The following is a 26,504-nucleotide window of genomic DNA, read 5'->3' as shown; positions in this document are numbered from 1 at the left end:
TTTACACCCGCCGTTCACCGTTGCCGCCGCTACCGTATTCGCGGGTAAACCCGCTCCTACATCGGATCGGTGGTGGACACCTGTCGGTGGCTGGGCACAGGCACCGTCGTGTAGGAGCGGGTTCACCCGCGAAAGGGCCGGTTCAGGCAACCACAATCAGTAAGCCATGCTCCAGGTCAGGGTGTAGGTCCGCCCGCGCCCCTGGTAGTCATACAGATACGCCGGCCCGTAGGTCGGCGAATAGAACAACGTCGCACGCTGTCCCCATACCGTGCTGTACTGTTTGTCCAGCACGTTCTGGATACCGGCACTGACGGTGCCGAAACCGGTGTCTTGGCTGCCCAGCAGGTCGAAGGTGGTGTAACCGTCAATCTCGTGATCGGCATCGTCCTTCAGGCTGAAGGCATGGTTGGCCTGCAACCGTACACTGCGGCCATCGCCTTTCCAGCCGACGAACGCGGTGGCCTTGGACAACGAGGCATAACGGGCATCGCGCTTGATCCAGCCGCCATCCTCGGCCTCTTCCTCGGAGCGTGTCATGTGCAATGTGCCGCCGGTTTCCCAGCCGGTCTGGAAGTGCCGGGTCAGTGCACCTTCAAAGCCAAAGTCGCGGCTTTTCTGTTCTTCCACGTCGATGGTCAGCGTTTGCGAATCGACGTTGATGATCTTGTCCGACCAGATGTAGTACAGCGCTGCCTGTGCATCCCAATCCAGGTCGGCATAGCGCCAGCCCACTTCCACCTGGCGGCTCTTGATACCGGCCAATGGGTTATCGGCCACGCTCAGGCCCGGCTTGCCGTAGTACTTGGCCGGGTCAGGCAGGTCGAAGCCTTCGCCATAGTTGCTCCACACCTGGTGGCCGTTCTTGAAGTCGTAGATGGCACCGACGTTGAACAGGTTGACCTGATAGTCGTTACTGCCACCTGGCACGCCCTTGAAGTCGCTGACATCCACGTCCATCTGCTGGCGCCGGGCACCACCGGACAATGTCAGGTTGTCGGTGGCATGCCAGTCCAGCTGGGCATACACCGACACACCATCCACCCGGTAGCTGGGGTAGCGTGCGGCCTTGCTGTCTTTTTCCAGCTCAAGGCCACCCGACTCGGACGAGGTCTGGGCGTTGAAGGTGGTCTGCTCGGCGTTGAAGCGCTCGCGGTCCAGGTCAACGCCGTAGGTCAGCTTCAGCGTATCCCACTGTTTGGCAAACAGGCCCTTGAGGCTGGTGACTTCGAAGTTCTGCTGCGAGGCGGCAAAGTACACCCCGCGCGAGCCGGTGGGCGTGGCACGGTTGTAGTACGGGAACGGGTAGAAGTTGTCGTCTTCCTTGCGGTACGAGGCCTGCAGGTAGAAGTCCTGGCCCAGCACGTCGGTGTGGTGGTAATTGGCGTTGAGCAGCAAGCGCCGCGTACGCGGCTCCAGGTCCGATGAATAACCGCTGCGCAGCTCGGCGTCTTCCAGGTCGGATGGCGCGTTGTAGTTCAGGTTGGGGAAGTAGATACCCGTGCTGCCGTGGTTGCCCGAGTCGTAGTACTGGGCCAACAGGTCGAGGCTCTGCTGGTCGTTCAGCTGCAGGCCCAAGGTACCGAGTACGTCGATGGTGCGGTTGTACTGCAGGTCGGTCTGGGTGTTGTCGATGAAGATCTGGTCGCCAGCACCATCGTAGAAGGCTTCGTTCTGTTCACCGGAAACGCCCAACCGGGCATTGACCCGTTCGTTGCCGCCGCTGACCGACTGGGCGAAGCGGGTGGCCAGGTCGTCGCTGTTGTTGAAACCGCTGCTGGCCCCCAACTGGGTCTCGAAGCGCGCCGGGCCAGGCTCGCCCTTTTTGGTCACGATGTTGATGATGCCGCCAGTGGCGCCACCGCCGTAGATGGCGCTGGCGCCAGACAGCACTTCGACGCGCTCGACGTTGAACGGCGAAATGCTGTCGAACTGGCGCGACAGGCCGCGGGAGCTGTTCTGGCTGACCCCGTCGATCATCACCAGCACGTTGCGCCCACGCATGTTCTGGCCGTAATTGGTGCGCCCTTCCGGCGCCAGGTCAAGGCCCGGTACCAGCTTGCCGATGGCTTCCTTCAGGCTGACGCCGCTGTCGATCTGCTCGCGCAATTGCTGCTGGTCGACCACCCAGACGGTCCCAGGGATTTCGCTGATGGCAGTGCTGGTGCGCGACGCTACGCTGACTTCGATCGGCTTGAGGTTGACCGCCTGCGGCGCGGCCTCGGCCTTGCGCAGGGTGACGGTGCGAGCCTCGCTGAACTGCCAGCTCATGCCGCTGCCTGCCAACAACTGTTGCAGGGCCTGCTCGACACTGTAGTTGCCCTGCAACGCCGGGCTGACCTGGCCGGCGACATCGCCTGTGGTGTACAGCAGGTGCAGGCCGGCTTGGTCGGCGAAGGTGGTCAGCGCCTGGTCCAGCGGCTGGGCTGGCAGGTCGAGCTGGACCTGGCGAGCTTGCATCTGGGTCTGTTCGGCAGTCGTCGCGGCCCCTGCGTGCAGGGGGCCGAGCAACAGGGCCATGGCACTGCAAGACATCAAGGCATGGTGAAAAGGACCGCGACGGCGGTGCAAGGGCTTGAGCATCAGAGGCACGAATGAGCTTCCTGACAAGTCGTAAATGAGAATGGGTTGCTGATCAGTCTCACTACGACGATCTGGCTTGCAGGAACTTGCAGTGCCAAATGGAAAATATTTTTATTTCTGTCCGGCCTCTTCGCGGGCAAGCCCGCTCCTACAACGACTGCGCCCGCCTGAAGATTGTGCGACCTGTGCAGGAACGGGCTTGCCGCTAAGAGGCCGGCACAGGCTGATCAATGCACCACGGCCAACCACGGCAGGTAAGTCACCTTCAGGCCATACCGCTGCTCCAACGTGCGCAACAGGGCCTCAGGTTCATCCAGGTCAAACACCCCGCTCACTTCCATCGCAGCCAGCTTGCTGTCGGACAACACAATGCGCCCATGCCGGTATCGCTCAAGCTCCGTCAGCACCTGCCCCAGCGGTTTGCCGTTGAAGATCAGCTTGCCACGCTGCCAGGCCATCTGCGTGCCGGCATCGGCCGCCACCGCCAGTTCATGTTCACCCACCTTGGCTTCACCGCGTGCCAACACGACGTGGCCATCGCGCTGCACGCTGAAGGTGGCGGCATTGCCCTGCACCCGCGCACCGGCCGTTTCGACCACGAACGGACGTGAATCATCGGCGGTCTCGAACAGCGCCTCACCCGCATCGAGTACCACACGCCGCTCATGCTCGCTGAACGCCACGCTCAAGGCACTGGCGCTGTTCAGCGTCACCCGTGTGCCATCTGCCAGGGTAATGACCTGCCGCTCGCCCACGGCGGAGTGGTAATCGGCCAGCAGCATCGGGGCTTGCTGCCAACCCGCCACGGCGGCGACCAGCAACACCACCGATGCCGCCACACCCGCCTGCTTCAGCCGGCCGCGGCAATGGCGCAAGGCCTGGCCGATATACTTTGCCACCATGCTCTCGGAAACCCCCAGGCGTTGAGCGACCTGCTTCTGGGTCAGGCCCTCGACACGGTTGAGCAACAGCGCCTGGCGGGCATTGTCGGGCAACTGCAACAGCGCCTGGTCAAGAATCTGCAAGCGCTCGCGGGCCAGCAACGCCGCCTCGGGTGCCGGCGCCGGACAGGCCACCTCACAGGCTCCGTCGCTGTCCTCGTGGCTGGCGGCGATGCGTTGCTCACGGCGCAAGGCGTCAATCGCCAGGTTGCCGGCCACACGGAAAATGAAACTGCGCGCGTGCACCACCGGCACCGCCTGCTCGTCGATGTTCACCAGCTTCAGGTAGGTTTCCTGCGCCACATCGGCCGCGCGCTGACGGTCGCTCATGCGCCGCGTCAGAAACTGCAGCAGGTCGTCGTAGTGCTCCTGGAAGCTTGCCAGCAGGCCCGACATGGGTGAAGTCAGCATGATTGGGGAACAGCCAGTAAGAGAGGTTATCGGGCGTTAATGAGAAACAGTATCTTTCATATGAACCGATACTTTCAACGTCGACGCGCATTTGCCACACTGCCAGCTCCACTCCGGCAAGGTCACAGCCCATGACTGCCCGTCTGTACCGCTACACCCGCCTGTTTCTGGTCCTGCTGATGGCCTTTGGCCTGGCGGCCTGTGCGCTGCTCCAGCCACGCGACCCGGTGAACATCAGCGTGATCGGCATCGAACCACTGCCCGGGCAGGAGCTGGAACTGCGCATGGCGGTGAAAATGCGGGTGCAAAACCCCAATGAGGCACCGATCGATTACAACGGCATTGCCTTGAACCTGGAAGTGAACGGCCAGCCGCTGGCCGCTGGTGTCAGTGACCAGCAGGGGCACATTGGCCGCTACGACGAAGCGGTGATCGTGGTGCCGGTAAGCATCACGGCGTTTTCCTTCCTGCGCCAGGCCTATGGGCTGGGCAAGGTAGATTCGCTGCAGGGTCTACCCTACAAGCTGCGCGGCAAACTGGCCGGCGGGCCGCTGGGGACCGTGCGTTTTACCGATGAAGGCAAGCTGGACCTGCCCAAGGGCACCTACTGATAAGCGCCGGGCGGGTGTGCTCAGCGGTTGGCGCTGGCTGCGGCCATCAGCTTGTTGACTTCGCTGCGCACCATGCTGGCGTATTCAGGCGGCGTCATGCCGTCCAGTTCGGCGCGCACCCACTCGGCCCATTTGCCCTTGCGCCGTGGCTTTTCGGCAATCAGCCGGGCGGCTTCGCCCTTGGCTTTGCCCAGGTTGTTCTGCCACATCTCGAACAACCGGGCCTTCTCTGCCTCGATCTGCGCCCGTTCCTCGAAGCTCATGTTGGCCAGATTGAAACTCATGAAGGTACCTGCAGGTTTGAAAATGGCCGCTATCTTACACCCAGGCACAGCATCACCGGAAAGTCGCCGCAACTTTCCCGACGTGGCGGCATCCATTGTTCACATCACCCCCATTGACGAGGACGAGTTCATGGCCCGGAAGAACGCCACACTGGCTGACAGCGATCAGATCAAGGACCAGGTATTCAGCGAACTGCAATCGCTGATAGAAGAATCGGAAAAACTGCTGAACGACAGTGCCGCACTGGTCGGCGAAGAAGCAGAGACGTTGCGCGCCCAGGTGAGCCTGAAGCTGCGCCAGGCACGCCAGGCGGCGAGCAACGTGCGCAGCAAGGCGCAACCGGTGGTGGACGCCACTCAGGACTACATCGGCGGCCACCCCTGGCAGACCGTGGCCATTTCCGCCGGCCTCGGGTTGGCGGTAGGCCTGCTACTGGGTCGGCGCAGTTAAGGCCTGCGCCGCCTGGTGCACATCAGGCGGCCAAAGCCTGCGGGATGCCGCTGTGGAAGCGCAGTTCCTGGTCTGGCGACTGGATCAGCTCCATTTCCGCCGCGCGTACCAGCTCGACACGGCGGGCGATGTCCGCCTCATCACCGTAGTTGTGCGCCAGTTTCAGGTAGCCCTGGTAGTGGCGCGCTTCGCTTTTCAGCAACCCGTGGTAGAAGCGGCCCAGCTCTTCATCCAGATGTGGCACCAGCGCGGCAAAACGTTCGCAACTGCGCGCCTCGATGAACGCGCCCACCACCAGTGTATCCACCAGCTTGACCGGCTCGTGGGCGCGCACCAGTCGGCGCAACCCCGACGCGTAACGCCCCGCCGATACCGGGCGCAACGGCACCCCGCGACGCTTCATGAGGCGTAACACCTGTTCGTGATGCACCAGCTCCTCGCGGGCCAGGCGCGACATCATGTTGATCAGATCAAGGTGAGTGTTGTACTTGGCGATCAGGCTCAAGGCCGTGCTGGCGGCCTTGAACTCGCAGTTCTTGTGGTCGATCAGCAGGGTTTCCTGGTCGGCGAGCGCCGCTTCGATCCAGGCGTCTGGCGTCGGGCAGCCAAGAAAGGCGTCGATTTCGGGGATCAGGGACATAAGCGTGCAACCACACAGAACAGGCAGGGCCGGCGATTATACCGGCGGCGGCTGGCGATGCCAGTGACTATGCTTGATGTACATCAAGCGCTGGAGGGGGAAGCGCCGACTATAGTCAGGCATTGGTCGCCATCATCGAAGGGAGTTAACGCCCATGCAAGCCGTCCGCAGCATTCTCGTCGTCCTCGACCCCGCGCACGCTCACAGCCGGGCGCTTACGCGCGCCAAGCTGATTGCAGGCGTCACGGGCGCACGCCTGCACTTGCTGATGTGTGACAAGCGGCATGATCACAGTGCGCTGCTCAGCCTGCTGAGCAGCCAGTTGCATGATGACGGCTACGCCAATGTCACCCATGAAGAGGGCTGGCGCGACAGCCTGCACGACACCATCATCCATGTACAGCAGGCCGAAGGCTGCGAACTGGTGATCAAGGAACACCGCCCGGACAACCCGCTGAAAAAGGCCCTGCTCACCCCCAGCGACTGGAAGCTGCTGCGCCAATGCCCGGGTACCGTGCTGATGGTCAAGAGCGAACGGCCGTGGACCGGGGGCAAGATTTTGGCGGCGGTGGACGTGGGTAACCAGGACGAAGACCACCGCCGCCTGCATGCCAGCATCATCGACCACGGCTTCGAGATTGCCAAACTGGCCAAGGGAGAACTGCATGTCATCAGCGCCCACCCGTCGCCGATGCTGTCAGCGTCGGACCCGGCCTACCAGCTGAGCGATACGATCGAAAAACGCTACCGTGAAGCATGCAAGGCGTTCCAGGCCGAATACGGCATCAGCGATGAGTGCCTGCACGTGGCCGAAGGGCCAGCGGATGTGTTGATTCCACATACCGAAAAGAAGCTCAATGCAGTGGTGACCGTGATAGGCACGGTGTGCCGCACGGGGATTTCCGGGGCGTTGATTGGCAATACCTCGGAAGTGGTGCTGGATGCGCTGGAGGGCGATGTGCTGGTGCTCAAGAGCGAAGAAGCCATCGCCCACCTGGCGGAGCTGGCCCGCGGCTGAGTAGGCAATATGCAGGCCCCTTGTAGGAGCGGGTTCACCCGCGAATGCGTCATTGATTTCAACGCCACATTCGCAGGCAAACCCGCCCCAAGGTTCCGTTGCCGCCCGGGAATCTAGACCAACGCCTCCCGCACCTTCGGGTCAAGCCCCTCCCCCGCATGGGCCTCGCTCCACTCCGCCAGCTGCCGGCGCATGGCCGGCGTCCAGAAGCTCTGCAAATGCTGCCGCACCCCTTGCACCGCCAGCGCCGGATCAGGCTCGCTGTCGAAGTAATGGGCAATCTGGTTGGCCATCTTGACCAGGTTTTCACTGCTCATCGGCGAACCTCGGCTTTCTCCGCAGCACGGCGCTCTTTCAGCAGCCGCTGCTGTTCATCACTGAAGTCCTGATAGCGCTTCTGCCATTGCGATGGCTGGAACACTTTCACCACTTCCACTGCCGTCACCTTGTACTCGGGGCAGTTGGTTGCCCAGTCGGAGTTGTCGGTGGTGATCACGTTGGCACCCGACTCCGGGAAGTGGAAGGTGGTGTACACCACGCCCGGCGCCACCCGCGCACTGACCTTGGCACGCAGCACAGTCTGCCCGGCGCGGCTGCCGATGCCGACCCAGTCACCGTCGTGGATGCCACGGCTTTCCGCGTCGGTCGGGTGGATCTCCAGGCGGTCGGCATCATGCCAGGCAACGTTGGCAGTGCGCCGGGTCTGGGCGCCGACGTTGTACTGGCTGAGAATGCGCCCGGTGGTCAGCAGCAACGGGTAGCGGTTGTTGACCTTTTCATCGGTGGGCACGTAGCCGGTGAGCATGAAGCGGCCCTTGCCACGCACGAACTGGTCGATGTGCATGGTCGGCGTGCCGTCTGGGGCAGCGTCGTTGCACGGCCACTGCAGGCTGCCATGGCGGTCGAGTTCAGCGTAACTGACACGACGGAAGGTCGGCGTCAGGCGGGCGATCTCGTCCATGATCTCGGAAGGATGGCGGTAGTTCATCGGGTAGCCCAGGGCGTTGGCCAGGGCCACGGTAGCTTCCCAGTCGGCCTTGCCGGCCAGCGGCTCCATGACCTTGCGCACCCGCGAAATACGCCGCTCGGCGTTGGTGAAAGTGCCGTCCTTTTCCAGGAACGAACTGCCCGGCAGGAACACATGGGCGAACTTGGCAGTTTCGTTGAGGAAAATGTCCTGCACCACCACGCACTCCATGGCGAGCAAGGCCGCCGTGACGTGCTGGGTGTTGGGGTCGCTCTGGGCGATGTCCTCACCCTGGCAGTACAGCGCCTTGAAGCTGCCATCCAGCGCCGCCTCGAACATGTTGGGAATGCGCAGACCCGGGTCGGGCTGCAAGGTCACGCCCCAGGCCCGTTCGAACTCGGCGCGCACGCCCTCGTTGGAGACATGCCGGTAGCCGGGCAGCTCGTGGGGGAACGAGCCCATGTCGCACGAGCCCTGCACGTTGTTCTGCCCGCGCAGCGGGTTCACCCCTACCCCTTCACGGCCGATGTTGCCAGTGGCCATGGCCAGGTTGGCAATGCCCATCACTGCGGTGCTGCCTTGGCTGTGCTCGGTCACGCCCAGGCCGTAGTAGATGGCCGCGTTGCCGCCGGTGGCATACAGCCGGGCCGCAGCGCGGATCTGTTCCGGTGGCACGCCACAAACCGGGCCGAGCACCTCGGGGGCGTTGTCTGGCAGGCTGACGAAGTCGCGCCAACGGGCAAAGTCTTCGGTTTCGCAGCGGGCATCGATGAAGCGCTGGGCCAGCAGGCCCTCGGTGACGATCACGTGGGCCAGGGCGTTGAGCATGGCCACGTTGGTGCCCGGGCGCAGTTGCAGGTGCAGGTCGGCGCGGGCGTGCGGCGAGTCGACCAGGTCGATGCGCCGTGGGTCGATCACGATCAGCCGCGCCCCCTGGCGCAGGCGGCGCTTGAGTTGCGAGCCGAACACCGGGTGCGCATCGGTAGGGTTGGCACCAATCACCAGCACAACGTCGGCCTGCATCACCGAGTCGAAGCTTTGCGTGCCGGCCGACTCACCCAGGGTCTGCTTCAGGCCATAACCGGTGGGCGAATGGCACACCCGTGCGCAGGTGTCGACGTTGTTGTTACCAAACGCCGTGCGCACCAGTTTTTGCACCAGGTAGGCTTCTTCGTTGGTACAGCGGCTGGAGGTGATGCCGCCGATGGAGTCGCGCCCGTATTTGAGCTGGATGCGGCGGAACTCGCTGGCGGCATAGGTCACGGCCTCGTCCCAGCTGACTTCCTGCCACGGGTCTTCCAGGCGCTTGCGGATCATCGGTTTGGTGATGCGGTCCGGGTGGGTGGCGTAGCCCCAGGCAAAGCGGCCCTTGACGCAGGCGTGGCCGTGGTTGGCGCCACCGTTCTTGTCCGGGACCATGCGCACCAGTTGGTCACCCTTGATTTCGGCGCGGAACGAGCAACCAACGCCGCAGTAGGCGCAGGTGGTAATGACCGAACGCTCAGGCTGGCCAAGCTGCACCAGGCTCTTTTCCGTCAGGGTCGCGGTCGGGCAGGCCTGCACGCAGGCGCCGCACGACACGCATTCGGAAGCCAGGAAGTTTTCGCCCCCCGCGGCCGCCACCCGCGATTCGAAACCGCGCCCGGTAATGGTCAGGGCGAACGTACCCTGGATGTCCTCGCAGGCGCGCACACAGCGGCTGCAGACGATGCACTTGCTCGGCTCGTAGTCGAAATACGGGTTGGAAACGTCTTTTTTCTCGTCCAGGTGGTTGGCGCCGTCATAGCCGTAGCGCACCTCACGCAGGCCCACCTGGCCGGCCACGGTCTGCAGCTCGCAGTTGCCGTTGGCCGAACAGGTCAGGCAGTCCAGCGGGTGGTCGGAAATATACAGCTCCATCACGTTGCGACGCAGGCCGGCCAGGCGCGGGGTTTCGGTGCGCACCACCATGCCTTCACTGACTGGCGTGGTGCAGGACGCCGGGTAGCCACGCATGCCTTCGATTTCCACCATGCACATGCGGCAGGAGCCGAAGGCTTCAAGGCTGTCGGTGGCGCACAGTTTGGGGATGCTGGTGCCCAGCATGGCGGCGGCGCGCATGACCGAGGTGCCAGCAGGCACGCTGATAGCGCGGCCATCGATGCTCAGGCTGACCTGCACGTCGCTTTCGCGGGCCGGGGTGCCGAGGTCGCTGCTTTTATCAGAAGCGGGGTCGAAGAAATTGATCACTGTGCGGCCTCCGTGGTGGTCAGCCCAAAATCGGCGGGGAAGTACTTGAGCGCGCTGGCCACTGGATAGGCAGTCATACCGCCCATGGCGCACAGCGAGCCGTACTGCAGGGTGTCGCACAGGTCGCGCAGCAACAGCGCCTGGTCATGGCGTTCGGTGATGTCGCTGCTGGCGATCAACCGGTCGACCACTTCCATGCCCCGGGTGGAACCGATACGGCACGGGGTGCACTTGCCGCAGGACTCCTCGGCACAAAACTGCAGGGCGAAACGCGCCATGCTGGCCATGTTCAACGTATCGTCGGCCACCACCACACCGCCGTGGCCGAGCATCGCGCCCACGGCAGCAAACGCTTCATAGTCCAGTGGGGTGTCGAAATGGCTGGGGGGTACCCAGGCACCAAGCGGGCCACCGACCTGCGCGGCCTTCAGCGGCCGGCCACTGGCCGTGCCACCGCCATAGCCTTCCACCAACTCGCGCAGGGTCAGGCCGAACGCGCGCTCGACCAGGCCACCCTGGCGAATGTTGCCGGCCAGCTGGAACGGCATGGTGCCCAGCGAGCGGCCCATGCCGAAATCGCGATAGAACGCCGCACCCTTGGCCAGAATGATGGGCACCGAAGCCAGGGTAAGCACGTTGTGCACCAGCGTCGGCAGGCCGAACAGCCCTTGCAGCGCAGGCAGCGGGGGCTTGGCGCGGACGATGCCACGCTTGCCTTCGATGGATTCGAGCAGCGCGGTTTCTTCGCCGCAAATATAGGCGCCGGCGCCCACCCGCACCTCCAGGTCGAACGCCTGGCCGCTGCCGGCTACGTCAGCACCCAGGTAGCCCGCGTCACGCGCGATGGCGAAGGCCTGGTCGAGTACCCGGATGGCATCGGGATACTCCGAGCGCACATAGATATAGCCCTTGTCGGCACCCACGGCGAGGCCGGCAATGATCATGCCCTCGATCAGCAGGAAGGGGTCGCCTTCCATCAGCATGCGATCAGCGAATGTGCCCGAGTCACCCTCGTCGGCGTTGCACACCACGTACTTCTGCCCGGCGCCAGCGTCACGCACGGTGCGCCACTTGATGCCGGCCGGGAACGCCGCACCACCCCGGCCACGCAGGCCGGAGTCGAGTACTGCGGCAACCACTTCGGCACCGTCCAGCGCCACGGCGGCCTCAAGGCCTGCGAAACCGCCATGGGCACGATAGTCGTCCAGTGACAATGGGCGGGTGATGCCCGCGCGTGCAAACAGCAAGCGTTGCTGGGTCTTGAGATAGGGTATTTCTTCGACCGGCCCCAGTGCCAGCGAGTGGCCACCGGGTTCGCCCGCCAAGGCATCAAGCAGTGACGGCACATCGTGTGGCGTAATCGGGCCGAAACCCAGGCGCCCTTGCGCACTGTCGCACTCGATCAGCGGCTCCAGCCAGTAAAGCCCGCGCGAGCTGGTGCGCTGGATGTCCAGCGGCAACTGGCGGCGCTCGGCCTCATGCAGCAGGGCCTCGGCAACCTGATCGGCACCCACGGCACGGGCTACCGAATCACAGGGAATATACAGCTTCAGCATGCTGAGTCCTCCCGGCAACCGTTAACCAAGTCCCGCAGGCGCTCAGGGGTGAGGCGCGCGTGCACCTGGCCGTCCAGCTCCAACGCTGGCGAGCAGGCACAGGCACCCAGGCAATAAACAGGGCGCAGGCTGATGGCGCCGTCGGCGCTGGTGCCGTGGTCGTCCAGTGCCAACTGTTCACGCAATTGCGCGGCCAGGGCTTCGGCGCCACGGCTCTGGCACGACTCGGCACGGCACAGGCGCAGGGTGTGGCGAGCGGGCGGCGCGGTGCGGAAGTCGTGATAAAAACTGATAACCCCACGCACTTCAGCCAGGCTGAGGTTGAGGGCATGGGCGATCTCGGGAACAGAAGCGTCGGGGATGTAACCCAGCTCGTGCTGGACGGCATGCAGGATCGGCAACAGGGCACCCGGGGTGTCCTTGTCGCGGGCCAGAATGCGCTGGATTACAGGCAGGTGGAGCAATTCATCAGGCATACAGCGGACCTCGGCATCACGGACCCTGCCTGATTTTTTTTAAGGGGCAGGTTTCCGGCGTGTTCTGCTGCGGCGCACCGCCCACGTCACAGTTGCGTGGTACTGGCGGCCTCCTCGCCCACGGCCGCACGTCTGCGCGCACTGACCCTTGGGCATCCTGCTAGCATGGCACTTGTAGCGCCGAGGGGTTGCATGCGAGCGACCAGGCGCATTCTGAAACCGACGCACGTGATTACGCCCCGGCATCATCTGCCACGGCTTGCCGATCAGGTGGGTCTTGAAACCATCGTTGCATGCACCAGGCCCTCGAAACCGAACCTGGTCCATTGCCGGGCCTGCCAGACGGCAGCCCCGGCAATGGGCTGCCATCCAGCATGGCTACGGGGCAGAACGCGACTGAGTTCAGTCGGTAGACTTCACCGTTGCGGTGTCGGCGGCGGGGGCCGGAGCCTGGGCCTGGTCCTGGGCCTTTGACTTCGCTCGATTGCGTCGATCCTGGCTGCGTTGCCGCGCAGCCTGCTGCTTGGCATGCAGCGCCTGAGCGGCGGTCACAGTACCCGCGGCCTGACCGTTCAAGTCAAGGCGCGGAGCATTCTCCACCATGCTCGCCCAGTATCGAGTGCCCCGGCACCACGTGGAAATGCCCAGCTTGAGCTGTTCGCGGGTTAACCCAAGCAGCTCCAGGTGTTGCTCGGCATCCTTGAAAATGCCCTCCTTGAGCGGCACCTTGGGGGCCGGGTTGACCGGGAAAGCCAAGGGAAAATGCTTCTGCAGTGGCCAGATCGCTGCCACCGCCGGGTCCATCTCACGCGGCTTCGCCTGCGGGGGCGACTTGCGCTTGGGCGGTTTCGCGCTCTCGGCCTTTACCTGCCCTTTTTCCGCCCGCAGGCGGTCTCGTAGCTCAGCTAGTTGTTCAAAACCCATTGTTCATTCACTGCTTCGAAGTTGATTGCGTGGTGCAAGGATACCCCATGCAGCCAGCACATTGCTTGCAGGCCAACTTTCCCGGCCAGCCCAGGCACAAGCGCATGCCTGTGCGACGGCCCTCAGCTGAACACCCAAAGCACGCGTGTGGGCTTGTCGGTCAGGTTGGCATACCGAAAACGGGCGTGGGGTTGCAACTGAAAACTGTCATTGGCGTACAGCGTGACCGGGTCAGCATCGCCCAACCATACGGTCAGTTCGCCTTCGAGCACGAAGCAGCCCTGCTCCGAGCTGTCGTCCAGGTACTCCTCGCCACTGCTGGCCCCCGGCTGCAAATGGCTATCAAGCATGGAAAACGCGCCCGTTATGGAGGGCGATGCCAGCACATCGGTGATGCCACCTGCCAGGTGCAGCGTGCGACGCTCGTGCGGGCGGGTCACCCAGTCGAGCTCACGGGGTTTGTCCAGCTTGTAGAAGTAGGCTGTGGATACACCGAGCTCTTCGCTGATGGCTGTGAGATCGGCCACGGTCGGGCGTGACACGCCGCGTTCGACCTGGGACAGAAAGCCCACCGAACGGCCGATGCGCTGTGCCAGCTCGCCCAGTGTCAGGCCCTTGAACTTGCGCAGGTCGCGAATCAGTACTGCCAGGCCTTCGATTTCTTCGTGCACTTTCATGGTTGAATCGCGACTTTCAGACGGGAAATGGATGCCCAGAAAAGTACAGGATTCATTTCACAAAGCAAAATGCTTTGCGGAAGGTGCCTGAGGTGAAATGTACGATGGCGGCACCGATCGAGCACCGCGAAGGCGGCGCTCGATCTCACAGGTGCTGAGAACAGCTAACCAGGCCCTCTGCCCTTACCGAACAGCCTCATAGGTCAGGTCCAGGCACTTGCGGGCTTTCTCCACCAGTTCGTCGATCTCTTCGATACTGATCACCAGCGGTGGCGCGATGATCATGGTGTCGCCTACAGCGCGCATGATCAGGCCGTTGTCGAAGCAGTGCTGGCGACAGATCATGCCGACACCTTTGCCTTCATAACGGGCCCGGGTGGCCTTGTCTTTCACCAACTCGATCGCACCGAGCATGCCCAGGCCGCGCACTTCGCCTACCAGCGGGTGGTCGGCCAGTTCGCGCAGGCGTTGTTGCAGATAAGGCGCGGTTTTATCGTGCACCTGCTGGATGATCTGCTCGTCACGCAGGATCCGCAGGTTCTCCAGGCCTACCGCTGCCGCCACCGGGTGGCCGGAATAGGTGAAGCCGTGGTTGAAGTCGCCGCCTTCGCTGATCACCTTGGCCACCTCGTCACGCACGATCACCCCGCCCATGGGGATGTAACCGGAGGTCAGGCCCTTGGCGATGGTCATCAGGTCAGGCTTGAGGTCGTAATAATCGGTGCCGAACCACTCACCGGTGCGGCCGAACCCGCAGATCACTTCGTCGGCGACGAAGAGGATGTCGTACCTGGCCAGGATTTCCTTGATCTTCGGCCAATAGGTCTGCGGCGGAATGATCACGCCACCGGCGCCCTGGATCGGCTCGGCGATGAAGGCGGCAACGTTGTCCACGCCAACTTCGAGGATCTTCTTCTCCAGTTGCTCGGCCGCCCACACACCGAAGTCGGCCTCGGTCATGTCGCCGCCTTCGCCAAACCAGTACGGCTGCGGGATGTGCACGACATCCGGGATCACCCCGCCCTGCTGGTGCATGCCACTCATGCCGCCCAAGGCGGCGCCCGCCACGGTAGAGCCGTGGTAGCCGTTGATGCGGCCAATGATGACCTTCTTGTTCTTCTGGCCCTTCAGAGCCCAGTAATGGCGGACCATGCGCAGCACGGTGTCGTTGCCTTCGGAGCCGGAACCGGTGAAGAACACGTGGTTCATGCCTTGCGGGGCCACCTCGGCGATCGCCTTGGCCAGCTCCAGCGCGGGCGGGTGCGCGGTCTGGAAGAACAGGTTGTAGTAAGGCAACTGCTTCATCTGCTGGCTGGCGACATCGGCCAGCTCATCGCGACCATAGCCGACCGCCACGCACCACAGGCCGGCCATGCCATCGAGAATCTTGTTGCCCTCGCTGTCCCACAGGTACACGCCCTTGGCCGAGGTGATGATGCGCGGGCCTTTCTCGGCCAGTTGCCTGACATCGCTGAACGGGGCCAGGTGATGGTCGCGGCTCATGGTTTGCCAGGCAAGGGTCTGCGAATTCTGTTCACTCATTGACTTCACTCCATCAAGTTGCGCAGCCGCGCTGCGAGGGTATTTTTTACAGGTGGGAAAGGCCGCTGCTCAGGCAGACAGCAACAGCCTCTGGCGCAGTACCGAGCGGTGCCGGCAGGCCTTGCCAAAGGACTGGAAGATGGCCAGGTAATGGGGGTTATCCATGACCTGGAACTCGGGGTGCCATTGCACACCCAGGGCAAAACCCTTGCTGTTCTCGACCGAAATCGCTTCCACCAGGCCATCGGGCGCCAGCGCTTCCACCCTCAGCCCGGGGGCCAGTACGTCGATGCCTTGGCCGTGGATGGAATTGACGTCGAATATTGCCGGCAAGCCCATACGGTCGAGCATGCCGCCAGGCTCTACATGCAGGGTGTGGCGCGGCCCATATTGCTTGTCGAGGGGCTCATCCTTGCCTTCGCGGTGGTCCATGAACATGCCGGTCTCGTGGACCTTCTGGTGCAGGGTGCCACCCAGCGCCACGTTCATTTCCTGGAAGCCACGGCAAATGCCAAGTACCGGTACACCGGCGGCGATGGCGGCGCGCATCAGCGGCAACGTGGTGGCATCGCGCAGAGGGTCGTGATGGGTGCCCGCAGCACTGGCCGGGCCGTTGTAGTGGTATGGCTCGATGTTGGACGGCGAACCGGTGAAGATCAGCCCATCCACCACGTCAAGAATATCGGCGCTGTCCATCAGCTCACCGAGGCTGGGAATGACGATGGGCAGCCCACACGCCGCCTTGGCTGCCGCGCGCGCGTACTTCTCGCTGATGGTCTGGGTTGCATGCAGCTCAATCATGCTGGTGCATGCGGTAATGCCGATCACGGGCACACGTGGCATATCTTCCTCCGGCAAATCCATATTGCGCGTTGTATTGAAACGGTAGAAAGGGAGGGTGCAGCGTCGCTGTTCCAACCTCGGCACCTACAGGAACCAGCGGTATTCGCGGGCATCGATGTGGTGCATGAAGTCCAGTTGCTCCTGGTATTTGTTTTCGCAATAGACCATCACGAACTCGCTGCCCAGGCCTTCGTTGACCACCGGGTGATGACGCATGGCGGCCAAGGCGCTGAGGGCATCCTTGGGGAAGTCGATGCCGCTCTGGCGGTTGTCGTTCAGCGGGGCGATGGGCTCCACGCCACGATCCAGACCATGCTCCATCCCGGTCAAAATGGCCGCCAGTACCAGATACGGGTTGGCGTCGGCGCCAGCGAGGCGGTGCTCGATGCGCAGGTTGCGCGGGTCGGACTCGGGGATGCGGATGCACGCGTCACGGTCTTCGAAACCCCAGCTGGCCTTGCTCGCCGCGTTGACCATGGCGCCATAACGTCGGTAGGCATTGTGGTTGGGGGCAAAGATCGGCATGCAGTGCGGCAGCAGCTCCAGGCAGCCTGCCACCGCATGGCGCAGCTTGCGCTGTTCGCTTCCCGCCAGGATGTTATTGCCGGATTCGTCGTACAGGCTGACGTGCACATGCATGCCGCTGCCTGGCGCGTCCAGGTAGGGCTTGCTCATGAAGCTGGCACGGTAGCCGTGCTTCATCGCGATACCGCGGGTACTGCGGCAGAACAGTGCCGACCAGTCCGCCGCACTGAGGGCATCGTCGCTGTGCGAGAAGTTGATCTCGAACTGGCCTGGGCCCAGCTCTGCGGTGATGACGTTCGCCGGCACGCCCTGCTCGTTGGCGCCATCGACCATCTCGTGCAGGACCGACGAGAAGCGCGACAACCGCTCGATGTGCATGTTTGGCTGATCGTCTTCATCCTCGGTTGCCGTGTCACGTGGGTACTGCGGCAGGCCGTTATCAAGCTTGCGGTCGAACAGGTAGAACTCCAGTTCGAACGCCACCACCGGGCGGATGCCACGCTTGGCCAGACGCTGAAGCACACGCGCCAGCACTTCACGGGGCTCGAATTCGATCGGCTTTGCGGTGCCGTCGGACGTGATCAGCATCTGGGCGATCACTTCCTTCTCCCAACGCACCGGCTTCAGCGTACCCGGCACCAGGCGCCGGGCGGCATCCGGGTCGCCGTCGGCGAAGCAATAGTCACCAATCGGGTAAAGGCCGCCCTGGGTACCCAGCAGCACGCAGTTCTGCGGCAGCTTCAGTGGCGCACCGGCTGCGACTTTTTCCAGCATGTCCATGGGGTAGCGCTTGCCGTAGAAGTGCCCGGGGATGTCCAGCGCAATCAGGTCGACATAGCGAATTGCCGGGTGTTCTGCTCGGAACGAGCGCACTTCAGCCAGCAGATCCGGAAAGATGACACTCATCTTCTTATCCTTGTGAGGTGAACGAATTCAATTGAAGACCCAGAGCACACGGGTGGTTCTATCCGTCAGGTTGGCGTAACGGAACGGCGCATGGGGTTGCAGCTGGAAGCAGTCGTTGGCTTGCAGGGTCACGGCATCGCCCTGGTCCAGCCACACCGTGAGTTCGCCCTCGAGCACGAAACAGCCCTGCTCGGAACGGTCGCTCAAGTACGCCTCCCCACTGGTGGCGCCCGGCTCGAGAAGGCTGTCAAGCATGGAGAAGGCGCCTGCGATGGTCGGCGAAGCCAGCACGTCGGTGATGCCCGATTCCAGGTACAACGTGCGCCGCTCGTGGGGGCGCGTGACCCAGCCAATGCTGCGGGGCTTGCTCAGGTTGTAGAAGTACGCGGTTGATACGCCGAGCGCTTCGCTGATAGCGGTGAGGTCTGCCACGGTTGGGCGCGAAACGCCGCGTTCTACCTGGGAGAGGAAACCCACCGAGCGGTTGATGCGCTCGGCCAGTTCACCCAAGGTCAGGTTCTTGAATTTGCGCAGGTCGTGAATAAGGATCGCGAGGGCTTCAACCTCTTCGTGCATCTTCATCGTTTCGGACTGCCGTGAAATTTTTAGACTTATTTTTCATGAAAATTTACATGAAAAATTTCACGCGTCAAGCCGAACGATGGAAATGTGCAGCCGCCAACAGAGGGCTTGCTGCGCAGCGTGGCGGATTGCCTGCGGTGGCGCGGGTTTCTTTACAGGCGCTCGGCGAGTAGCCTCGTGGGTGAATCCTCCAGCCCGACCCTGTCCATCGCCATGCCAAACGGTTTCCCTGATTTGCCCTCACTCAATGCGCTACGTGTGTTCGAAGTGGTTGCCCGCCACCTGAACTTTCGCCTGGCCGCCGACGAGCTGGGGGTGACCCAGGCGGCAGTTGCACAACAGATACGCGGGCTGGAAGCGAGCCTGAACCTTCGTTTGTTCGAGCGCCTGCCCCGGGGCCTGGCACTGACCGATGCGGGGCTGGGCTACAGCGGCAGCATTCGCAACGCCTTGGCGATGATCGATGAGGCAACCCGCCTGCTGCGGCCACAAGCGTCTCATCTGACGGTCAGCGTGACACCGACCTTTGCCTCCAAATGGCTCATTCCCCGGCTGGGCCGCTTTGCGCACAGCCATCCGGACATCGATTTACGTGTACTGGCCACAGATCGGCTGTCCCACTTCAATACCGACGGCGTGGATCTCGCAGTCCGCTATGGCAAGCCCGACATCGGCGCGGGTTTGAACAGCGAACTGTTGATGGAACAGCGTATCGTCGCCGTGGCCAGCCCAACGTTGTTCGAAGCCAGCAAAGTCCCCACCAGCTTCGAGCAGCTTCAAGCGTTCACCCTGCTCCACGATGCCCATGATTTCTGGCCTCGGTTCCTTGCACAACTGTTCCCGCAACACGGGCAAGCGACTGCCAAAAACCTGCGGTTCAACCAGACTTCATTGGCCATCGATGCGGCCATCAGTGGTCAGGGTATTGCGTTGGCAAGCCTGGCGTTCGTCAGTGATGACCTCGTCGCGGGCAGGCTGACCCAGGTCTTCGCTCAGCAACTCAGGCTCGATAAGTCGTTCTATCTGGTGTGGCCGCGAAAGTTGCAGCAGCCGGAGTCGCTAGGCATTGTCCAGCGCTGGCTCAAGCAACAAGCAGGCAATAGTTAATCTACTGCCTTGGTGAAGTTTAGCTGTCTCCCTCGCTGCCACGACTGCTGCTAATTTTAGTGCGCCTAAGCATTCAGCCATTAACGTTCCGGAGGCAGCATGTCAGTAGAAAAAGTTGCGATCATCACAGCAGGTGGCAGTGGTATGGGCGCGGCAGCGGCACGGCGCCTGGCCGCTGACGGGTTCAAGGTCGGCATCCTGTCCTCCTCGGGCAAGGGCGAAGCGCTGGCTGCCGAGCTTGGCGGTGTGGGTATAACAGGTAGCAACCAGTCGCTTGAGGACCTGAAACACCTGGTCGATGCCGTGGTGGAGAAGTGGGGGCGCATCGACGTGCTGGTCAATAGCGCCGGCCATGGTCCGCGCGCGCCAATTCTGGAAATCAGCGACGAAGACTGGCACAAGGGCATGGACACCTATCTGCTCAATGTCATTCGCCCGACTCGCCTGGTGACGCCCTACATGCAGCGCCAGAAAGGGGGCGTGATCATCAACATTTCCACCGCCTGGGCGTTCGAGCCCAGTGAGCTGTTCCCGACGTCTGCAGTGTTCCGTTCGGGCCTGGCCGCATTCACCAAAATCTTCGCCGACCAATTCGCCGGGGACAACGTGAGGATCAACAACGTCCTCCCCGGCTGGATCGACAGCCTGCCGGCCACCGAACAGCGCCGCGACAGCGTGCCGCTCAAACGCTATGGCACGCGCGAGGAAATCGCCGCCACCATCGCGTTTCTCGCCAGCGAAGGCGCTGCCTACATCACCGGGCAGAACATCAAGGTCGATGGCGGCGTAACACGTAGCGTTTGATTGCCCGTTGGCCCGCAGGCCGGTCGACTGATCGGGCCAAGGTGTTTACGCTGGCGCTTTCCCACCAGCACGGAAGCGCCAATGACAGAGGCATACCAAGGAAGCTGCTTGTGTGCAGCAGTCTCTTACCTGCTACTCACCCCTCCCAAGGCAGTGACCCACTGCCACTGCAGCCAGTGCCGCAAAAGTCACGGCGCCGCATTCGCTTCGTACGGCAGTATTCCGCGCAGCATGCTGCGAATACTGCGCGGCGCTACCAGCATCAAGGCCTTCTCTTCATCACCGACGGTTACGCGCGAGTTCTGCACGGAGTGCGGCTCGACCTTGTTCTGGTCACGCGCCCAAGGTGAGTTTGCCGACTGGATTTCGATAGCACTGGGAACGCTTGATACACCGTTCCTGCCCAGGAAGCAGAAACATGTTTACGTCGACGCTGCTGCCCCTTGGTACTCACCCTGTAACCCTGACTCATAACGCTTGGCTGCACATCAAGCCACCCGATAGAGCAATCACGGCTAGGCACCTCGGTACCTGAACAACGGATGCTAGCGCTTACCGCACCTTCCAGAGATTCCGTTCGTTGACTGACTCACAGCACAACCCTAGCTACATGAAACGGTTCGAAACCGTGCTTGCCTACATCGACAGCCACCTCGAAGGTGACCTGTCGGTGAATGCCTTGAGCCGCATCGCCAACTTCTCGGCGTTTCACTTCCATCGGCAGTTCACGGCCTACATGGGCGTTCCGGTTTCACGGTATGTGCAACTGATGAGGCTTCGACGCGCAGCGCATCAACTGGTCGCCTCGCCCGCGACGCCCATACTGGAGGCCGCATTCGGCGCCGGTTTCGAAAGCCCCGAAGCCTTTGCCAGAGCGTTCAAGCGCGCCTTCGGCATGGCGCCGAGCGCTTTCGCCAAGGCGCCGAACTGGCAGGCCTGGAGTGCGGTATTCAATGTTCCTCAGCGATCCAGGAGTATCACCATGCAGATCCGTATCGTGAATTTCGCCGAAACCCGCGTGGCCGCGCTCGAACACCAAGGGCCGCCCGGCCTGGTCAGCGAAAGCGTCGCGCGTTTTCGCCAATGGCGCATGCAAAGCGGTCAGTCGCCTGTGGCCAGCAGCCGTACCTTCGGTATCCCCTACGACAACCCCGACACCACCCCGGCCCACGCCTTTCGCTTTGCCGTGTGCGGCGAGATAGACGAGGCAGTGCAGCCCAACGATTTCGGGGTGCATGAACGGGTAATACCGGCGGGGCGCTGTGCCGTGATTCGACATACCGGTTCGCCTGACTACATTGGCGAAACTATCTACCCGCTCTACCGTGACTGGCTGCCATCGAGCAACGAAGAACTGCGTGATCATCCGTTGTTCTTTGATTACCTGAGCGTGTATCCAGAAACGCCACTGGAGCAATGGCAGACAGACATCTACGTGCCGCTGAAATAGGCTGAGCCATGGACAGCGGGCGTAGCCAACTTGGCCAGCCCAGACGCATGGCCGGGCAACCGAGCCGGGGATCAGATACGTACCCTGGATGCCTCGCCATGCGCCTGGAGGCGTGTTTGCTTGCGGTAAAAGGCGTGAATAGCCCACACCACCCCTACGAACAACAAGCCTGTTCCAAGCGCTTCCATAGGAGACGGCCAGCGTTGGTTGATGAGCAGGCCCATCGTAGTTGCATAAATGGATCCGCTGGCGATCAATTGCCCGCTCAGCGCCAGCGGTAGACGCCGCGTTGCGATTGACCATGCCCAGGCACCTGCAAGGGTGGCCCCTAACCCCTGAATCAGCCCACAGACGATCAGCGCCTGAGTACCTGCCAATCCGCTCGGATGGCTAGCGAAATGAGACAGTTTCAAGTACAGCCCAACCGGGATGAACGCCAGCATTTCGACGCTGCACATGAAGATCAACATGGCTGACCACAACATGGGAGACAGGCTTGGGCGTCGAGCCAAAGCACTTTCATTCAATAGACCAAAACCGGTCCAGAATGCGATTGCCAGCAACGATGCAAGCAGCCCAAGCAGTAACGATGCGGTTGGGAGCACTGCCGCCGCACGGCTAGCATCAAACACGCTCAGATTGACCAGGCTGATGCCCAGCCCCGCCACCAGCAGTGGCCCGGCAATGGCGCGCCAGGGCACGCTGGCACTGCGCAGGTTGCCGGCAATCGCAAGCACGATCGGTACTGACCCCATCATCACCGGAGGGATCACCGGCCCGGCTGCCAAGACCGCAGTGGTGATCAGGAAGAAGTAGCCAATGTATCCCAAGAAGCCCAGCAGTGCGGCACAGGCCCAGTCAATCAGTCGCAATTGCCGCACTGCGCTACGGTAAACGAACAGCACCAGCAGGCTACCTAACCCGGCAAAGGCATAGCTCACCACCGCCAGGTCAAAAAGGCTGTAGTCACCGACCAGCCCCGGAAAGATGTAGAGCAGTGACCAGGAAAAGGTGGCGGCAATGGCCGCTAACAAGCCCAGGGTCATACGCCCTGCTCCTGCCTCTGGATCCAGCAATGAGCTATTTGTCGGGCAGTGTCGAATACCCGCATGTCCTGGCCCATCGCGCCGCTGACAAAACTGCCCTCCAGCAAGATAAACAGCCCTTGGGCAACTGCGTCGGGGTCGTTTATACCGGCGCTCATGGCCAAGGCAGCAAGGTTTTCGCGTATCCCTTGCTTATGCCGGCTCACTGCCAAATGCACGGGGTGGCTAAACTGGGGGAATTCAGCCGCACTGTTGACGAACAGGCACCCGCGCTCGCTATCTTTTAAAAGAAAGCGTTCATACAGATCGAAAAAAGCGAGCATGCCACTGACCGGCTCAGGGTGCCTGGCCAAGGTGCACGCTACCTCTTCACGCCAGCGTCGGTCACGCTCCTCAAGGCACGCCACTATCAGCGCATCCTTGGAGGGGAAATGGCTGTAGAGCGTCATTTTGGTAACACCCGCCATCGCGGCAATGGCCGTTACCCCCGTCACGTATACACCTTGCAACAGAAACAGCTTCAGCGCGGCATCAATCAAACGCTCACGGGTATTGTCCAATTCAAGGCACTCCGGCAAAGGGACGGAGCTGACTATACTGACCGGTAAGATTCAGGCCGCATCCAGATACGACCTGAAGCATGGCCGCTACGACACAGAGCGCAGCAGCAAAACGCAGGCCTGGCCAATCAGAAACTTGCTACGCCAGCTAAGCGCCCCCTGTACTTGGGATGCGAATCGGGGCTGTGTGGCTGATCGTGCCGTCTACCCGCTTGCGAAACACCGCTTGGCCCAACGTGTCTTGGGCATGCCGGTGGCAACTGTGTTTACCGAGATCGATCCCGACCCGTGCTGACTCGCTCGTGATGATGGCCTCCAAAACAAAACACCCTGCGAAAGCTTAGCCCTCGCAGGGTGTGGGGGTGACCCGTTCATTTAGCCCGGCCTACGCTGGGCTTTCGTGCACGCTAAAGCCGGTACGGCATGGATGCGGTCAAATCATCGATCATTTTTTGAAGAAGACCCGACAGCGTTGCTGAGGCCTTTCGAATTATGATCGCCTGGCGTCGTTCCAGAGATGGCCGTGGACTTGGCCAAACCGCGAGTGTCCTTGGAGTGAGCGACACCCGAGGTGGTGGTGCCGTGACCGTTGTCGCTGTTGCGCGAGCTTCCGTAATGATTGCCGCTTACCCCATGATCGCGTGTCGCCTTTCCAGCGTGATCACTTCCAAGGCCCTTCCCGCTTCCACTATGCCCTCCCATGCCACCGCCATGTCCGGCGCCGTTTCCACCGCCATGTCCGCCGCCACCGCCATGACCACCGCCGCCACCGCCACCACCGCCGCCACCACCGCCCTTGGCATAGGCGGAACTGATAGGAGAGATATCGGCAGGCAAGAATGCCGTCATCCCGAGTGCCAATGCACAAGCAAAGACAGCAACCAAAGGTTTTTTCATTTTTTGTTCGGCTCCGGAGGCGCGAGTGGGTAGCTAAAGTGCGAGTTGGACCTGACACAGACACCAAAGTTCTCGCATTCCGACAGACTGCCAGGGAAATGCCGCAGCGGCCGTGTCCGGCGTGGCGTCCGGCGCAGGCATTCTGTTTCACGTTGCAGCCGCCTCGTTAGGCTTTACCCTACTGATGCAAACCTCGGTGCTCGCATTTTGGGTGATCAAGCTCTGCCGGCTATCTGCTCTGGCTAGGGATCAAGGTGCTGCGCGCTCGTAGCCTGATAAGCTTTCAGCCGGCGTCCAGGCAATCGCTATCCAGCATTTTTCTGACCGGTCTGCTTTCGGCTGCGCTCAACCCCAAGCCAGGTTTGTTCGTGCTGGCGTTCATTCCCCAGTTCGTCGACCCCGCACGCGGGTCGGTCAGCGTGCAGATGTTGGTTTACGGCGTGTGGTTCGCTGTACTCACGGCATTGGGGTTTGCCTTGATGGGCATTTTCGCCACGGGACTGTCTCGCTACCTGTACCGGCGGCCACGGCTGGTGAATGGGCTGAACGTGGGCGCAGGCCTCACCTTCGTCGCGTCTGGCGTTTCGATTGCGGCGTTGAGCCAGAGATAGCAAGCAGGAGAAAGCGGCGGGGCTGCGTATGAGCCCCGCGTTTCATCACGATGCTGAAGCCTCGTCGGCCAGCTTCGCATGGGTGTTCAGTTCCTCAGCGATAAAGGCCGAAATCATCGCCCTGTAGACCTGCTCCACCACCTCAGCCGAGGCACCGGTTTCGTCAGCCATCTCACGAACCTTCTTGATCACTTGCTCGACCCGGGCAGGCGCACGCACATCATCGGTGGTTTTCTTGAAGCCTGCTGCTTGCGTTACGAGCCTTCCACGTTTGGCGAGAAGCGAAACGAGGCTGCGGTCGATTTCATCAATCCGTTGACGGACTTCGTCCAGAGAGGTGCAAGGTACATCCATTTGCTTGACTTCCTTTTCATGAGCCTGCGATGGATTGGAGCAGGCTATCGTGGGTGATCGGGGCGTGCAGTGTAGCTTCTATGCTAGGTTCGCTTCACGCTCCTCAGAGGGGTGTAACGCCACAGCGAGTGGCCCGTCACGATGACCGGAAATACTGGATGCACGCGGGATATCTCACTCCATTTCGCACAACCAGCTCACGCCTGCGTGGCGCATATCGTGAAAATGCAGATCCTCCACGCCAACCATCTTTCACCTCGGCTTGGGCAGCCTGCTGGCGGGCGAATGTCTGGGACCTTTGGTAGACTAGGACACCCTTTTTCTTGAGGCGGATCTGGACGGTATAGCTAACCATTCCATCGGCCTTTTTCCTTGCTCTGATCGTTGCCATGATTTCCGGTGGTACGAGTGTGTTTGGCGGCGGTAGCCCGCACCACTATCAAACCCAACACGCCCCCGGAAAATGGTGCATAAATGCGTAGACCAGAATGCCCCTAGAATCAGCTTCAAAGCCACAAACCACGCGCCCTGAGCCGTCACGCCGCTTCAGCGTTGCACCTATGATGGACTGGACCGACAGGCATTGCCGGTTCTTCCTGCGCCTGCTCTCCCGGCAAACCCTGCTCTACACCGAAATGGTCACCACCGGTGCCCTGCTGCACAACGACGCCCACCGTTTCCTGCGCCACGATGCTTCTGAGCACCCGCTGGCCCTGCAACTGGGCGGCAGTGTGCCGGCCGACCTGGCCGCGTGTGCGCGCCTGGCTGAAGAAGCGGGCTACGATGAGGTCAACCTCAACGTTGGCTGCCCGAGCGATCGGGTGCAGAACAACATGATCGGCGCGTGCCTGATGGCTCACCCGGCGCTGGTGGCCGACTGCGTGAAGGCCATGCGAGATGCCGTATCGACGCCTGTCACGGTGAAGCACCGCATTGGTATCAACGGCCGTGACAGCTACGCCGAACTGAGCGACTTCGTCGGCCAGGTGCGTGAGGCCGGCTGCCGGAGTTTTACCGTGCATGCACGCATCGCGATTCTGGAAGGGCTATCGCCGAAAGAGAACCGCGAGATCCCGCCGCTGCGCTATGACATCGCAGCGCAGTTGAAGAGGGACTTCCCGGACCTGGAGATCGTGCTCAACGGCGGGATCAAGACCCTGGACGAATGCCAGGCACACCTTGAAACCTTCGATGGCGTGATGCTGGGGCGCGAGGCGTATCACAACCCTTATCTGCTGGCCGAGGTGGACCAGCAACTGTTTGGCAGCGATGCGCCGGTGGTCAGCCGTAGCGAGGCATTGGCGCAACTGCGGCCTTACATCGTGACGCATATGGAAAGTGGCGGTGCGATGCACCACGTTACCCGGCATATTCTGGGGCTGGCCCAAGGATTCAAAGGGGCGCGGCGCTTCCGCCAGTTGCTGTCGGCAGACATTCACAAGGCGGCCGAACCCTTGGCGGTGTTTGACCAGGCCGTGGAGTTGTTGCAGGGGCGGTGACCTCAGAGGG

General features: G+C 62.0%; 26 protein-coding genes and 3 pseudogenes. 9 read left to right on the top strand and 20 right to left on the bottom strand.

The features are described from left to right. Positions 1–156: 156 nt before the first annotated feature. Together ACTJJN_RS19460 and ACTJJN_RS19455 are read right to left on the bottom strand one after the other, a co-directional pair. Complete coding sequence (locus ACTJJN_RS19460; protein ID WP_019752084.1) at positions 157–2,583, bottom strand: TonB-dependent receptor; 2,427 nt, start codon at positions 2,581–2,583, stop codon at positions 157–159. 227 nt (positions 2,584–2,810) lie between these two features. Continuing rightward, positions 2,811–3,935: a sigma-70 family RNA polymerase sigma factor gene (locus ACTJJN_RS19455; RefSeq protein ID WP_221100673.1), complete on the bottom strand. Its 1,125-nt coding sequence runs from the start codon at positions 3,933–3,935 to the stop codon at positions 2,811–2,813. A gap of 131 nt (positions 3,936–4,066) precedes the next feature. Between ACTJJN_RS19455 and ACTJJN_RS19450 the strand changes: the two genes are divergently transcribed. Then, a complete protein-coding gene (locus tag ACTJJN_RS19450; protein WP_221100672.1) occupies positions 4,067–4,546 on the top strand; it encodes an LEA type 2 family protein in 480 nt (159 codons plus the stop codon). A 20-nt stretch (positions 4,547–4,566) separates the two neighbouring features. On the opposite strand, the gene ACTJJN_RS19445 is transcribed toward ACTJJN_RS19450, so the two are convergent. Further along, a complete protein-coding gene (locus ACTJJN_RS19445) occupies positions 4,567–4,830 on the bottom strand; it encodes a hypothetical protein (RefSeq protein WP_003248880.1) in 264 nt (87 codons plus the stop codon). A 130-nt stretch (positions 4,831–4,960) separates the two neighbouring features. On the opposite strand from ACTJJN_RS19445, the gene ACTJJN_RS19440 reads away from it, so the two are divergent. After that, a complete protein-coding gene (locus ACTJJN_RS19440) occupies positions 4,961–5,281 on the top strand; it encodes a DUF883 family protein (protein ID WP_003248878.1) in 321 nt (106 codons plus the stop codon). Between the two features lie 22 nt (positions 5,282–5,303). Here ACTJJN_RS19440 and ACTJJN_RS19435 read toward each other — a convergent pair whose 3' ends face one another. Beyond that, positions 5,304–5,921, bottom strand: coding sequence for a tRNA-(ms[2]io[6]A)-hydroxylase (locus ACTJJN_RS19435; protein ID WP_003248869.1), 618 nt, complete (start codon positions 5,919–5,921; stop codon positions 5,304–5,306). 154 nt (positions 5,922–6,075) lie between these two features. Here ACTJJN_RS19435 and ACTJJN_RS19430 point away from each other — a divergent pair, with 154 nt between their 5' ends. After that, on the top strand, positions 6,076–6,939 hold the full coding sequence (locus ACTJJN_RS19430) for a universal stress protein (RefSeq protein WP_012053126.1): 864 nt from the start codon (positions 6,076–6,078) through the stop codon (positions 6,937–6,939). Between the two features lie 113 nt (positions 6,940–7,052). On the opposite strand, the gene ACTJJN_RS19425 is transcribed toward ACTJJN_RS19430, so the two are convergent. The 10 genes from ACTJJN_RS19425 to ACTJJN_RS19380 form a co-directional block, all read right to left on the bottom strand. After that, positions 7,053–7,256: a formate dehydrogenase subunit delta gene (locus ACTJJN_RS19425; protein ID WP_012053127.1), complete on the bottom strand. Its 204-nt coding sequence runs from the start codon at positions 7,254–7,256 to the stop codon at positions 7,053–7,055. Then, positions 7,253–10,135: a formate dehydrogenase subunit alpha gene (gene fdhF, locus ACTJJN_RS19420; protein ID WP_221100671.1), complete on the bottom strand. Its 2,883-nt coding sequence runs from the start codon at positions 10,133–10,135 to the stop codon at positions 7,253–7,255. Before fdhF ends, ACTJJN_RS19425 begins: the two co-directional genes overlap by 4 nt. Continuing rightward, positions 10,132–11,691, bottom strand: coding sequence for a formate dehydrogenase beta subunit (locus ACTJJN_RS19415; protein WP_014753897.1), 1,560 nt, complete (start codon positions 11,689–11,691; stop codon positions 10,132–10,134). The genes fdhF and ACTJJN_RS19415 overlap by 4 nt, the downstream gene beginning before the upstream one ends. Then, positions 11,685–12,167, bottom strand: coding sequence for a formate dehydrogenase subunit gamma (locus tag ACTJJN_RS19410; protein ID WP_003248859.1), 483 nt, complete (start codon positions 12,165–12,167; stop codon positions 11,685–11,687). Before ACTJJN_RS19410 ends, ACTJJN_RS19415 begins: the two co-directional genes overlap by 7 nt. Positions 12,168–12,569: 402 nt before the next feature. After that, entirely contained in the window at positions 12,570–13,091 is a 522-nt protein-coding gene (locus tag ACTJJN_RS19405) for a ProQ/FinO family protein (protein ID WP_088513719.1), read from the bottom strand. Positions 13,092–13,213: 122 nt separating this feature from the next. Then, the gene (locus ACTJJN_RS19400) at positions 13,214–13,768 is read right to left on the bottom strand and encodes a helix-turn-helix domain-containing protein (protein WP_003248854.1); all 555 of its coding nucleotides are present in this window, start codon (positions 13,766–13,768) and stop codon (positions 13,214–13,216) included. A 183-nt stretch (positions 13,769–13,951) separates the two neighbouring features. After that, positions 13,952–15,310 (bottom strand): aspartate aminotransferase family protein, encoded by a 1,359-nt coding sequence (locus tag ACTJJN_RS19395; RefSeq protein WP_003248853.1) that lies wholly within the window; start codon positions 15,308–15,310, stop codon positions 13,952–13,954. A 69-nt stretch (positions 15,311–15,379) separates the two neighbouring features. Then, entirely contained in the window at positions 15,380–16,153 is a 774-nt protein-coding gene (locus tag ACTJJN_RS19390) for a gamma-glutamyl-gamma-aminobutyrate hydrolase family protein (RefSeq protein ID WP_012053133.1), read from the bottom strand. Between the two features lie 84 nt (positions 16,154–16,237). Further along, on the bottom strand, positions 16,238–17,584 hold the full coding sequence (locus ACTJJN_RS19385; RefSeq protein ID WP_014859679.1) for a glutamine synthetase family protein: 1,347 nt from the start codon (positions 17,582–17,584) through the stop codon (positions 16,238–16,240). 27 nt (positions 17,585–17,611) lie between these two features. Next, positions 17,612–18,166 (bottom strand): helix-turn-helix domain-containing protein, encoded by a 555-nt coding sequence (locus tag ACTJJN_RS19380; RefSeq protein WP_064493509.1) that lies wholly within the window; start codon positions 18,164–18,166, stop codon positions 17,612–17,614. Positions 18,167–18,379: 213 nt separating this feature from the next. Here ACTJJN_RS19380 and ACTJJN_RS19375 point away from each other — a divergent pair, with 213 nt between their 5' ends. The 4 genes from ACTJJN_RS19375 (at position 18,380) to ACTJJN_RS19360 (ending at position 21,527) form a co-directional block, all read left to right on the top strand. Beyond that, the gene (locus ACTJJN_RS19375; RefSeq protein WP_004576757.1) at positions 18,380–19,273 is read left to right on the top strand and encodes a LysR substrate-binding domain-containing protein; all 894 of its coding nucleotides are present in this window, start codon (positions 18,380–18,382) and stop codon (positions 19,271–19,273) included. Between the two features lie 99 nt (positions 19,274–19,372). Beyond that, a complete protein-coding gene (locus ACTJJN_RS19370) occupies positions 19,373–20,077 on the top strand; it encodes an SDR family oxidoreductase (RefSeq protein WP_440781527.1) in 705 nt (234 codons plus the stop codon). Between the two features lie 81 nt (positions 20,078–20,158). After that, a complete protein-coding gene (locus tag ACTJJN_RS19365; RefSeq protein WP_012053136.1) occupies positions 20,159–20,551 on the top strand; it encodes a GFA family protein in 393 nt (130 codons plus the stop codon). A gap of 136 nt (positions 20,552–20,687) precedes the next feature. Then, a complete protein-coding gene (locus tag ACTJJN_RS19360) occupies positions 20,688–21,527 on the top strand; it encodes an AraC family transcriptional regulator (RefSeq protein ID WP_440781526.1) in 840 nt (279 codons plus the stop codon). A 71-nt stretch (positions 21,528–21,598) separates the two neighbouring features. Here ACTJJN_RS19360 and ACTJJN_RS19355 read toward each other — a convergent pair whose 3' ends face one another. The 3 genes from ACTJJN_RS19355 to ACTJJN_RS19345 all read right to left on the bottom strand — a co-directional run bounded on the left by ACTJJN_RS19355 (position 21,599) and on the right by ACTJJN_RS19345 (position 24,030). Then, positions 21,599–22,573 (bottom strand): DMT family transporter, encoded by a 975-nt coding sequence (locus ACTJJN_RS19355; protein WP_440781525.1) that lies wholly within the window; start codon positions 22,571–22,573, stop codon positions 21,599–21,601. Continuing rightward, entirely contained in the window at positions 22,570–23,133 is a 564-nt protein-coding gene (locus tag ACTJJN_RS19350) for a TetR/AcrR family transcriptional regulator (RefSeq protein ID WP_003248835.1), read from the bottom strand. Before ACTJJN_RS19350 ends, ACTJJN_RS19355 begins: the two co-directional genes overlap by 4 nt. Positions 23,134–23,571: 438 nt before the next feature. Further along, on the bottom strand, positions 23,572–24,030 hold the full coding sequence (locus tag ACTJJN_RS19345; protein ID WP_341783234.1) for a hypothetical protein: 459 nt from the start codon (positions 24,028–24,030) through the stop codon (positions 23,572–23,574). Between the two features lie 91 nt (positions 24,031–24,121). Between ACTJJN_RS19345 and ACTJJN_RS19340 the strand changes: the two are divergent. Continuing rightward, a pseudogene (locus ACTJJN_RS19340) lies at positions 24,122–24,641 on the top strand (LysE family translocator); the annotation flags it as partial. A gap of 45 nt (positions 24,642–24,686) precedes the next feature. Here ACTJJN_RS19340 and ACTJJN_RS19335 read toward each other — a convergent pair. From ACTJJN_RS19335 to ACTJJN_RS19325, 3 genes and pseudogenes are all read right to left on the bottom strand, one after another. Beyond that, complete coding sequence (locus tag ACTJJN_RS19335) at positions 24,687–24,995, bottom strand: chorismate mutase (RefSeq protein WP_012053142.1); 309 nt, start codon at positions 24,993–24,995, stop codon at positions 24,687–24,689. Between the two features lie 83 nt (positions 24,996–25,078). Continuing rightward, positions 25,079–25,244, bottom strand: a pseudogene (locus tag ACTJJN_RS19330) (tyrosine-type recombinase/integrase); the annotation flags it as partial. Between the two features lie 10 nt (positions 25,245–25,254). Continuing rightward, positions 25,255–25,386: pseudogene (locus ACTJJN_RS19325) on the bottom strand (site-specific integrase); the annotation flags it as partial. Positions 25,387–25,483: 97 nt separating this feature from the next. Between ACTJJN_RS19325 and dusA the strand changes: the two are divergent. After that, positions 25,484–26,494 carry a tRNA dihydrouridine(20/20a) synthase DusA gene (dusA, locus tag ACTJJN_RS19320; RefSeq protein WP_004576744.1) on the top strand — a complete coding sequence of 337 codons (1,011 nt, stop codon included), beginning with the start codon at positions 25,484–25,486 and terminating at the stop codon, positions 26,492–26,494. The last annotated feature ends 10 nt before the right edge of the window (positions 26,495–26,504 follow it).

It is taken from the genome of Pseudomonas sp. 22515 (assembly GCF_052044625.1).
Lineage (GTDB): Bacteria > Pseudomonadota > Gammaproteobacteria > Pseudomonadales > Pseudomonadaceae > Aquipseudomonas > Aquipseudomonas alloputida.
This window is presented reverse-complemented; position numbering and strand designations above follow the sequence as displayed.

Bases quoted from the DNA above. Each gene is read 5' to 3' on its own strand.
- ACTJJN_RS19355 (WP_440781525.1), bottom strand. From the start codon at position 22,573: ATGACCCTGGGCTTGTTAGCGGCCATTGCCGCCACCTTTTCCTGGTCA.
- ACTJJN_RS19425 (WP_012053127.1), bottom strand. From the start codon at position 7,256: ATGAGCAGTGAAAACCTGGTCAAGATGGCCAACCAGATTGCCCATTAC.
- ACTJJN_RS19415 (WP_014753897.1), bottom strand. From the start codon at position 11,691: ATGCTGAAGCTGTATATTCCCTGTGATTCGGTAGCCCGTGCCGTGGGT.
- ACTJJN_RS19370 (WP_440781527.1), top strand. From the start codon at position 19,373: ATGTCAGTAGAAAAAGTTGCGATCATCACAGCAGGTGGCAGTGGTATG.
- ACTJJN_RS19430 (WP_012053126.1), top strand. From the start codon at position 6,076: ATGCAAGCCGTCCGCAGCATTCTCGTCGTCCTCGACCCCGCGCACGCT.
- ACTJJN_RS19380 (WP_064493509.1), bottom strand. From the start codon at position 18,166: ATGAAGATGCACGAAGAGGTTGAAGCCCTCGCGATCCTTATTCACGAC.
- ACTJJN_RS19365 (WP_012053136.1), top strand. From the start codon at position 20,159: ATGACAGAGGCATACCAAGGAAGCTGCTTGTGTGCAGCAGTCTCTTAC.
- ACTJJN_RS19400 (WP_003248854.1), bottom strand. From the start codon at position 13,768: ATGAAAGTGCACGAAGAAATCGAAGGCCTGGCAGTACTGATTCGCGAC.
- ACTJJN_RS19385 (WP_014859679.1), bottom strand. From the start codon at position 17,584: ATGAGTGTCATCTTTCCGGATCTGCTGGCTGAAGTGCGCTCGTTCCGA.
- ACTJJN_RS19445 (WP_003248880.1), bottom strand. From the start codon at position 4,830: ATGAGTTTCAATCTGGCCAACATGAGCTTCGAGGAACGGGCGCAGATC.
- ACTJJN_RS19435 (WP_003248869.1), bottom strand. From the start codon at position 5,921: ATGTCCCTGATCCCCGAAATCGACGCCTTTCTTGGCTGCCCGACGCCA.
- ACTJJN_RS19345 (WP_341783234.1), bottom strand. From the start codon at position 24,030: ATGAAAAAACCTTTGGTTGCTGTCTTTGCTTGTGCATTGGCACTCGGG.
- ACTJJN_RS19460 (WP_019752084.1), bottom strand. From the start codon at position 2,583: ATGCTCAAGCCCTTGCACCGCCGTCGCGGTCCTTTTCACCATGCCTTG.
- ACTJJN_RS19405 (WP_088513719.1), bottom strand. From the start codon at position 13,091: ATGGGTTTTGAACAACTAGCTGAGCTACGAGACCGCCTGCGGGCGGAA.
- ACTJJN_RS19360 (WP_440781526.1), top strand. From the start codon at position 20,688: ATGAAACGGTTCGAAACCGTGCTTGCCTACATCGACAGCCACCTCGAA.
- ACTJJN_RS19375 (WP_004576757.1), top strand. From the start codon at position 18,380: ATGCCAAACGGTTTCCCTGATTTGCCCTCACTCAATGCGCTACGTGTG.
- ACTJJN_RS19390 (WP_012053133.1), bottom strand. From the start codon at position 16,153: ATGCCACGTGTGCCCGTGATCGGCATTACCGCATGCACCAGCATGATT.
- ACTJJN_RS19455 (WP_221100673.1), bottom strand. From the start codon at position 3,935: ATGCTGACTTCACCCATGTCGGGCCTGCTGGCAAGCTTCCAGGAGCAC.
- dusA (WP_004576744.1), top strand. From the start codon at position 25,484: ATGCCCCTAGAATCAGCTTCAAAGCCACAAACCACGCGCCCTGAGCCG.
- ACTJJN_RS19440 (WP_003248878.1), top strand. From the start codon at position 4,961: ATGGCCCGGAAGAACGCCACACTGGCTGACAGCGATCAGATCAAGGAC.
- ACTJJN_RS19335 (WP_012053142.1), bottom strand. From the start codon at position 24,995: ATGGATGTACCTTGCACCTCTCTGGACGAAGTCCGTCAACGGATTGAT.
- ACTJJN_RS19395 (WP_003248853.1), bottom strand. From the start codon at position 15,310: ATGAGTGAACAGAATTCGCAGACCCTTGCCTGGCAAACCATGAGCCGC.
- ACTJJN_RS19450 (WP_221100672.1), top strand. From the start codon at position 4,067: ATGACTGCCCGTCTGTACCGCTACACCCGCCTGTTTCTGGTCCTGCTG.
- ACTJJN_RS19410 (WP_003248859.1), bottom strand. From the start codon at position 12,167: ATGCCTGATGAATTGCTCCACCTGCCTGTAATCCAGCGCATTCTGGCC.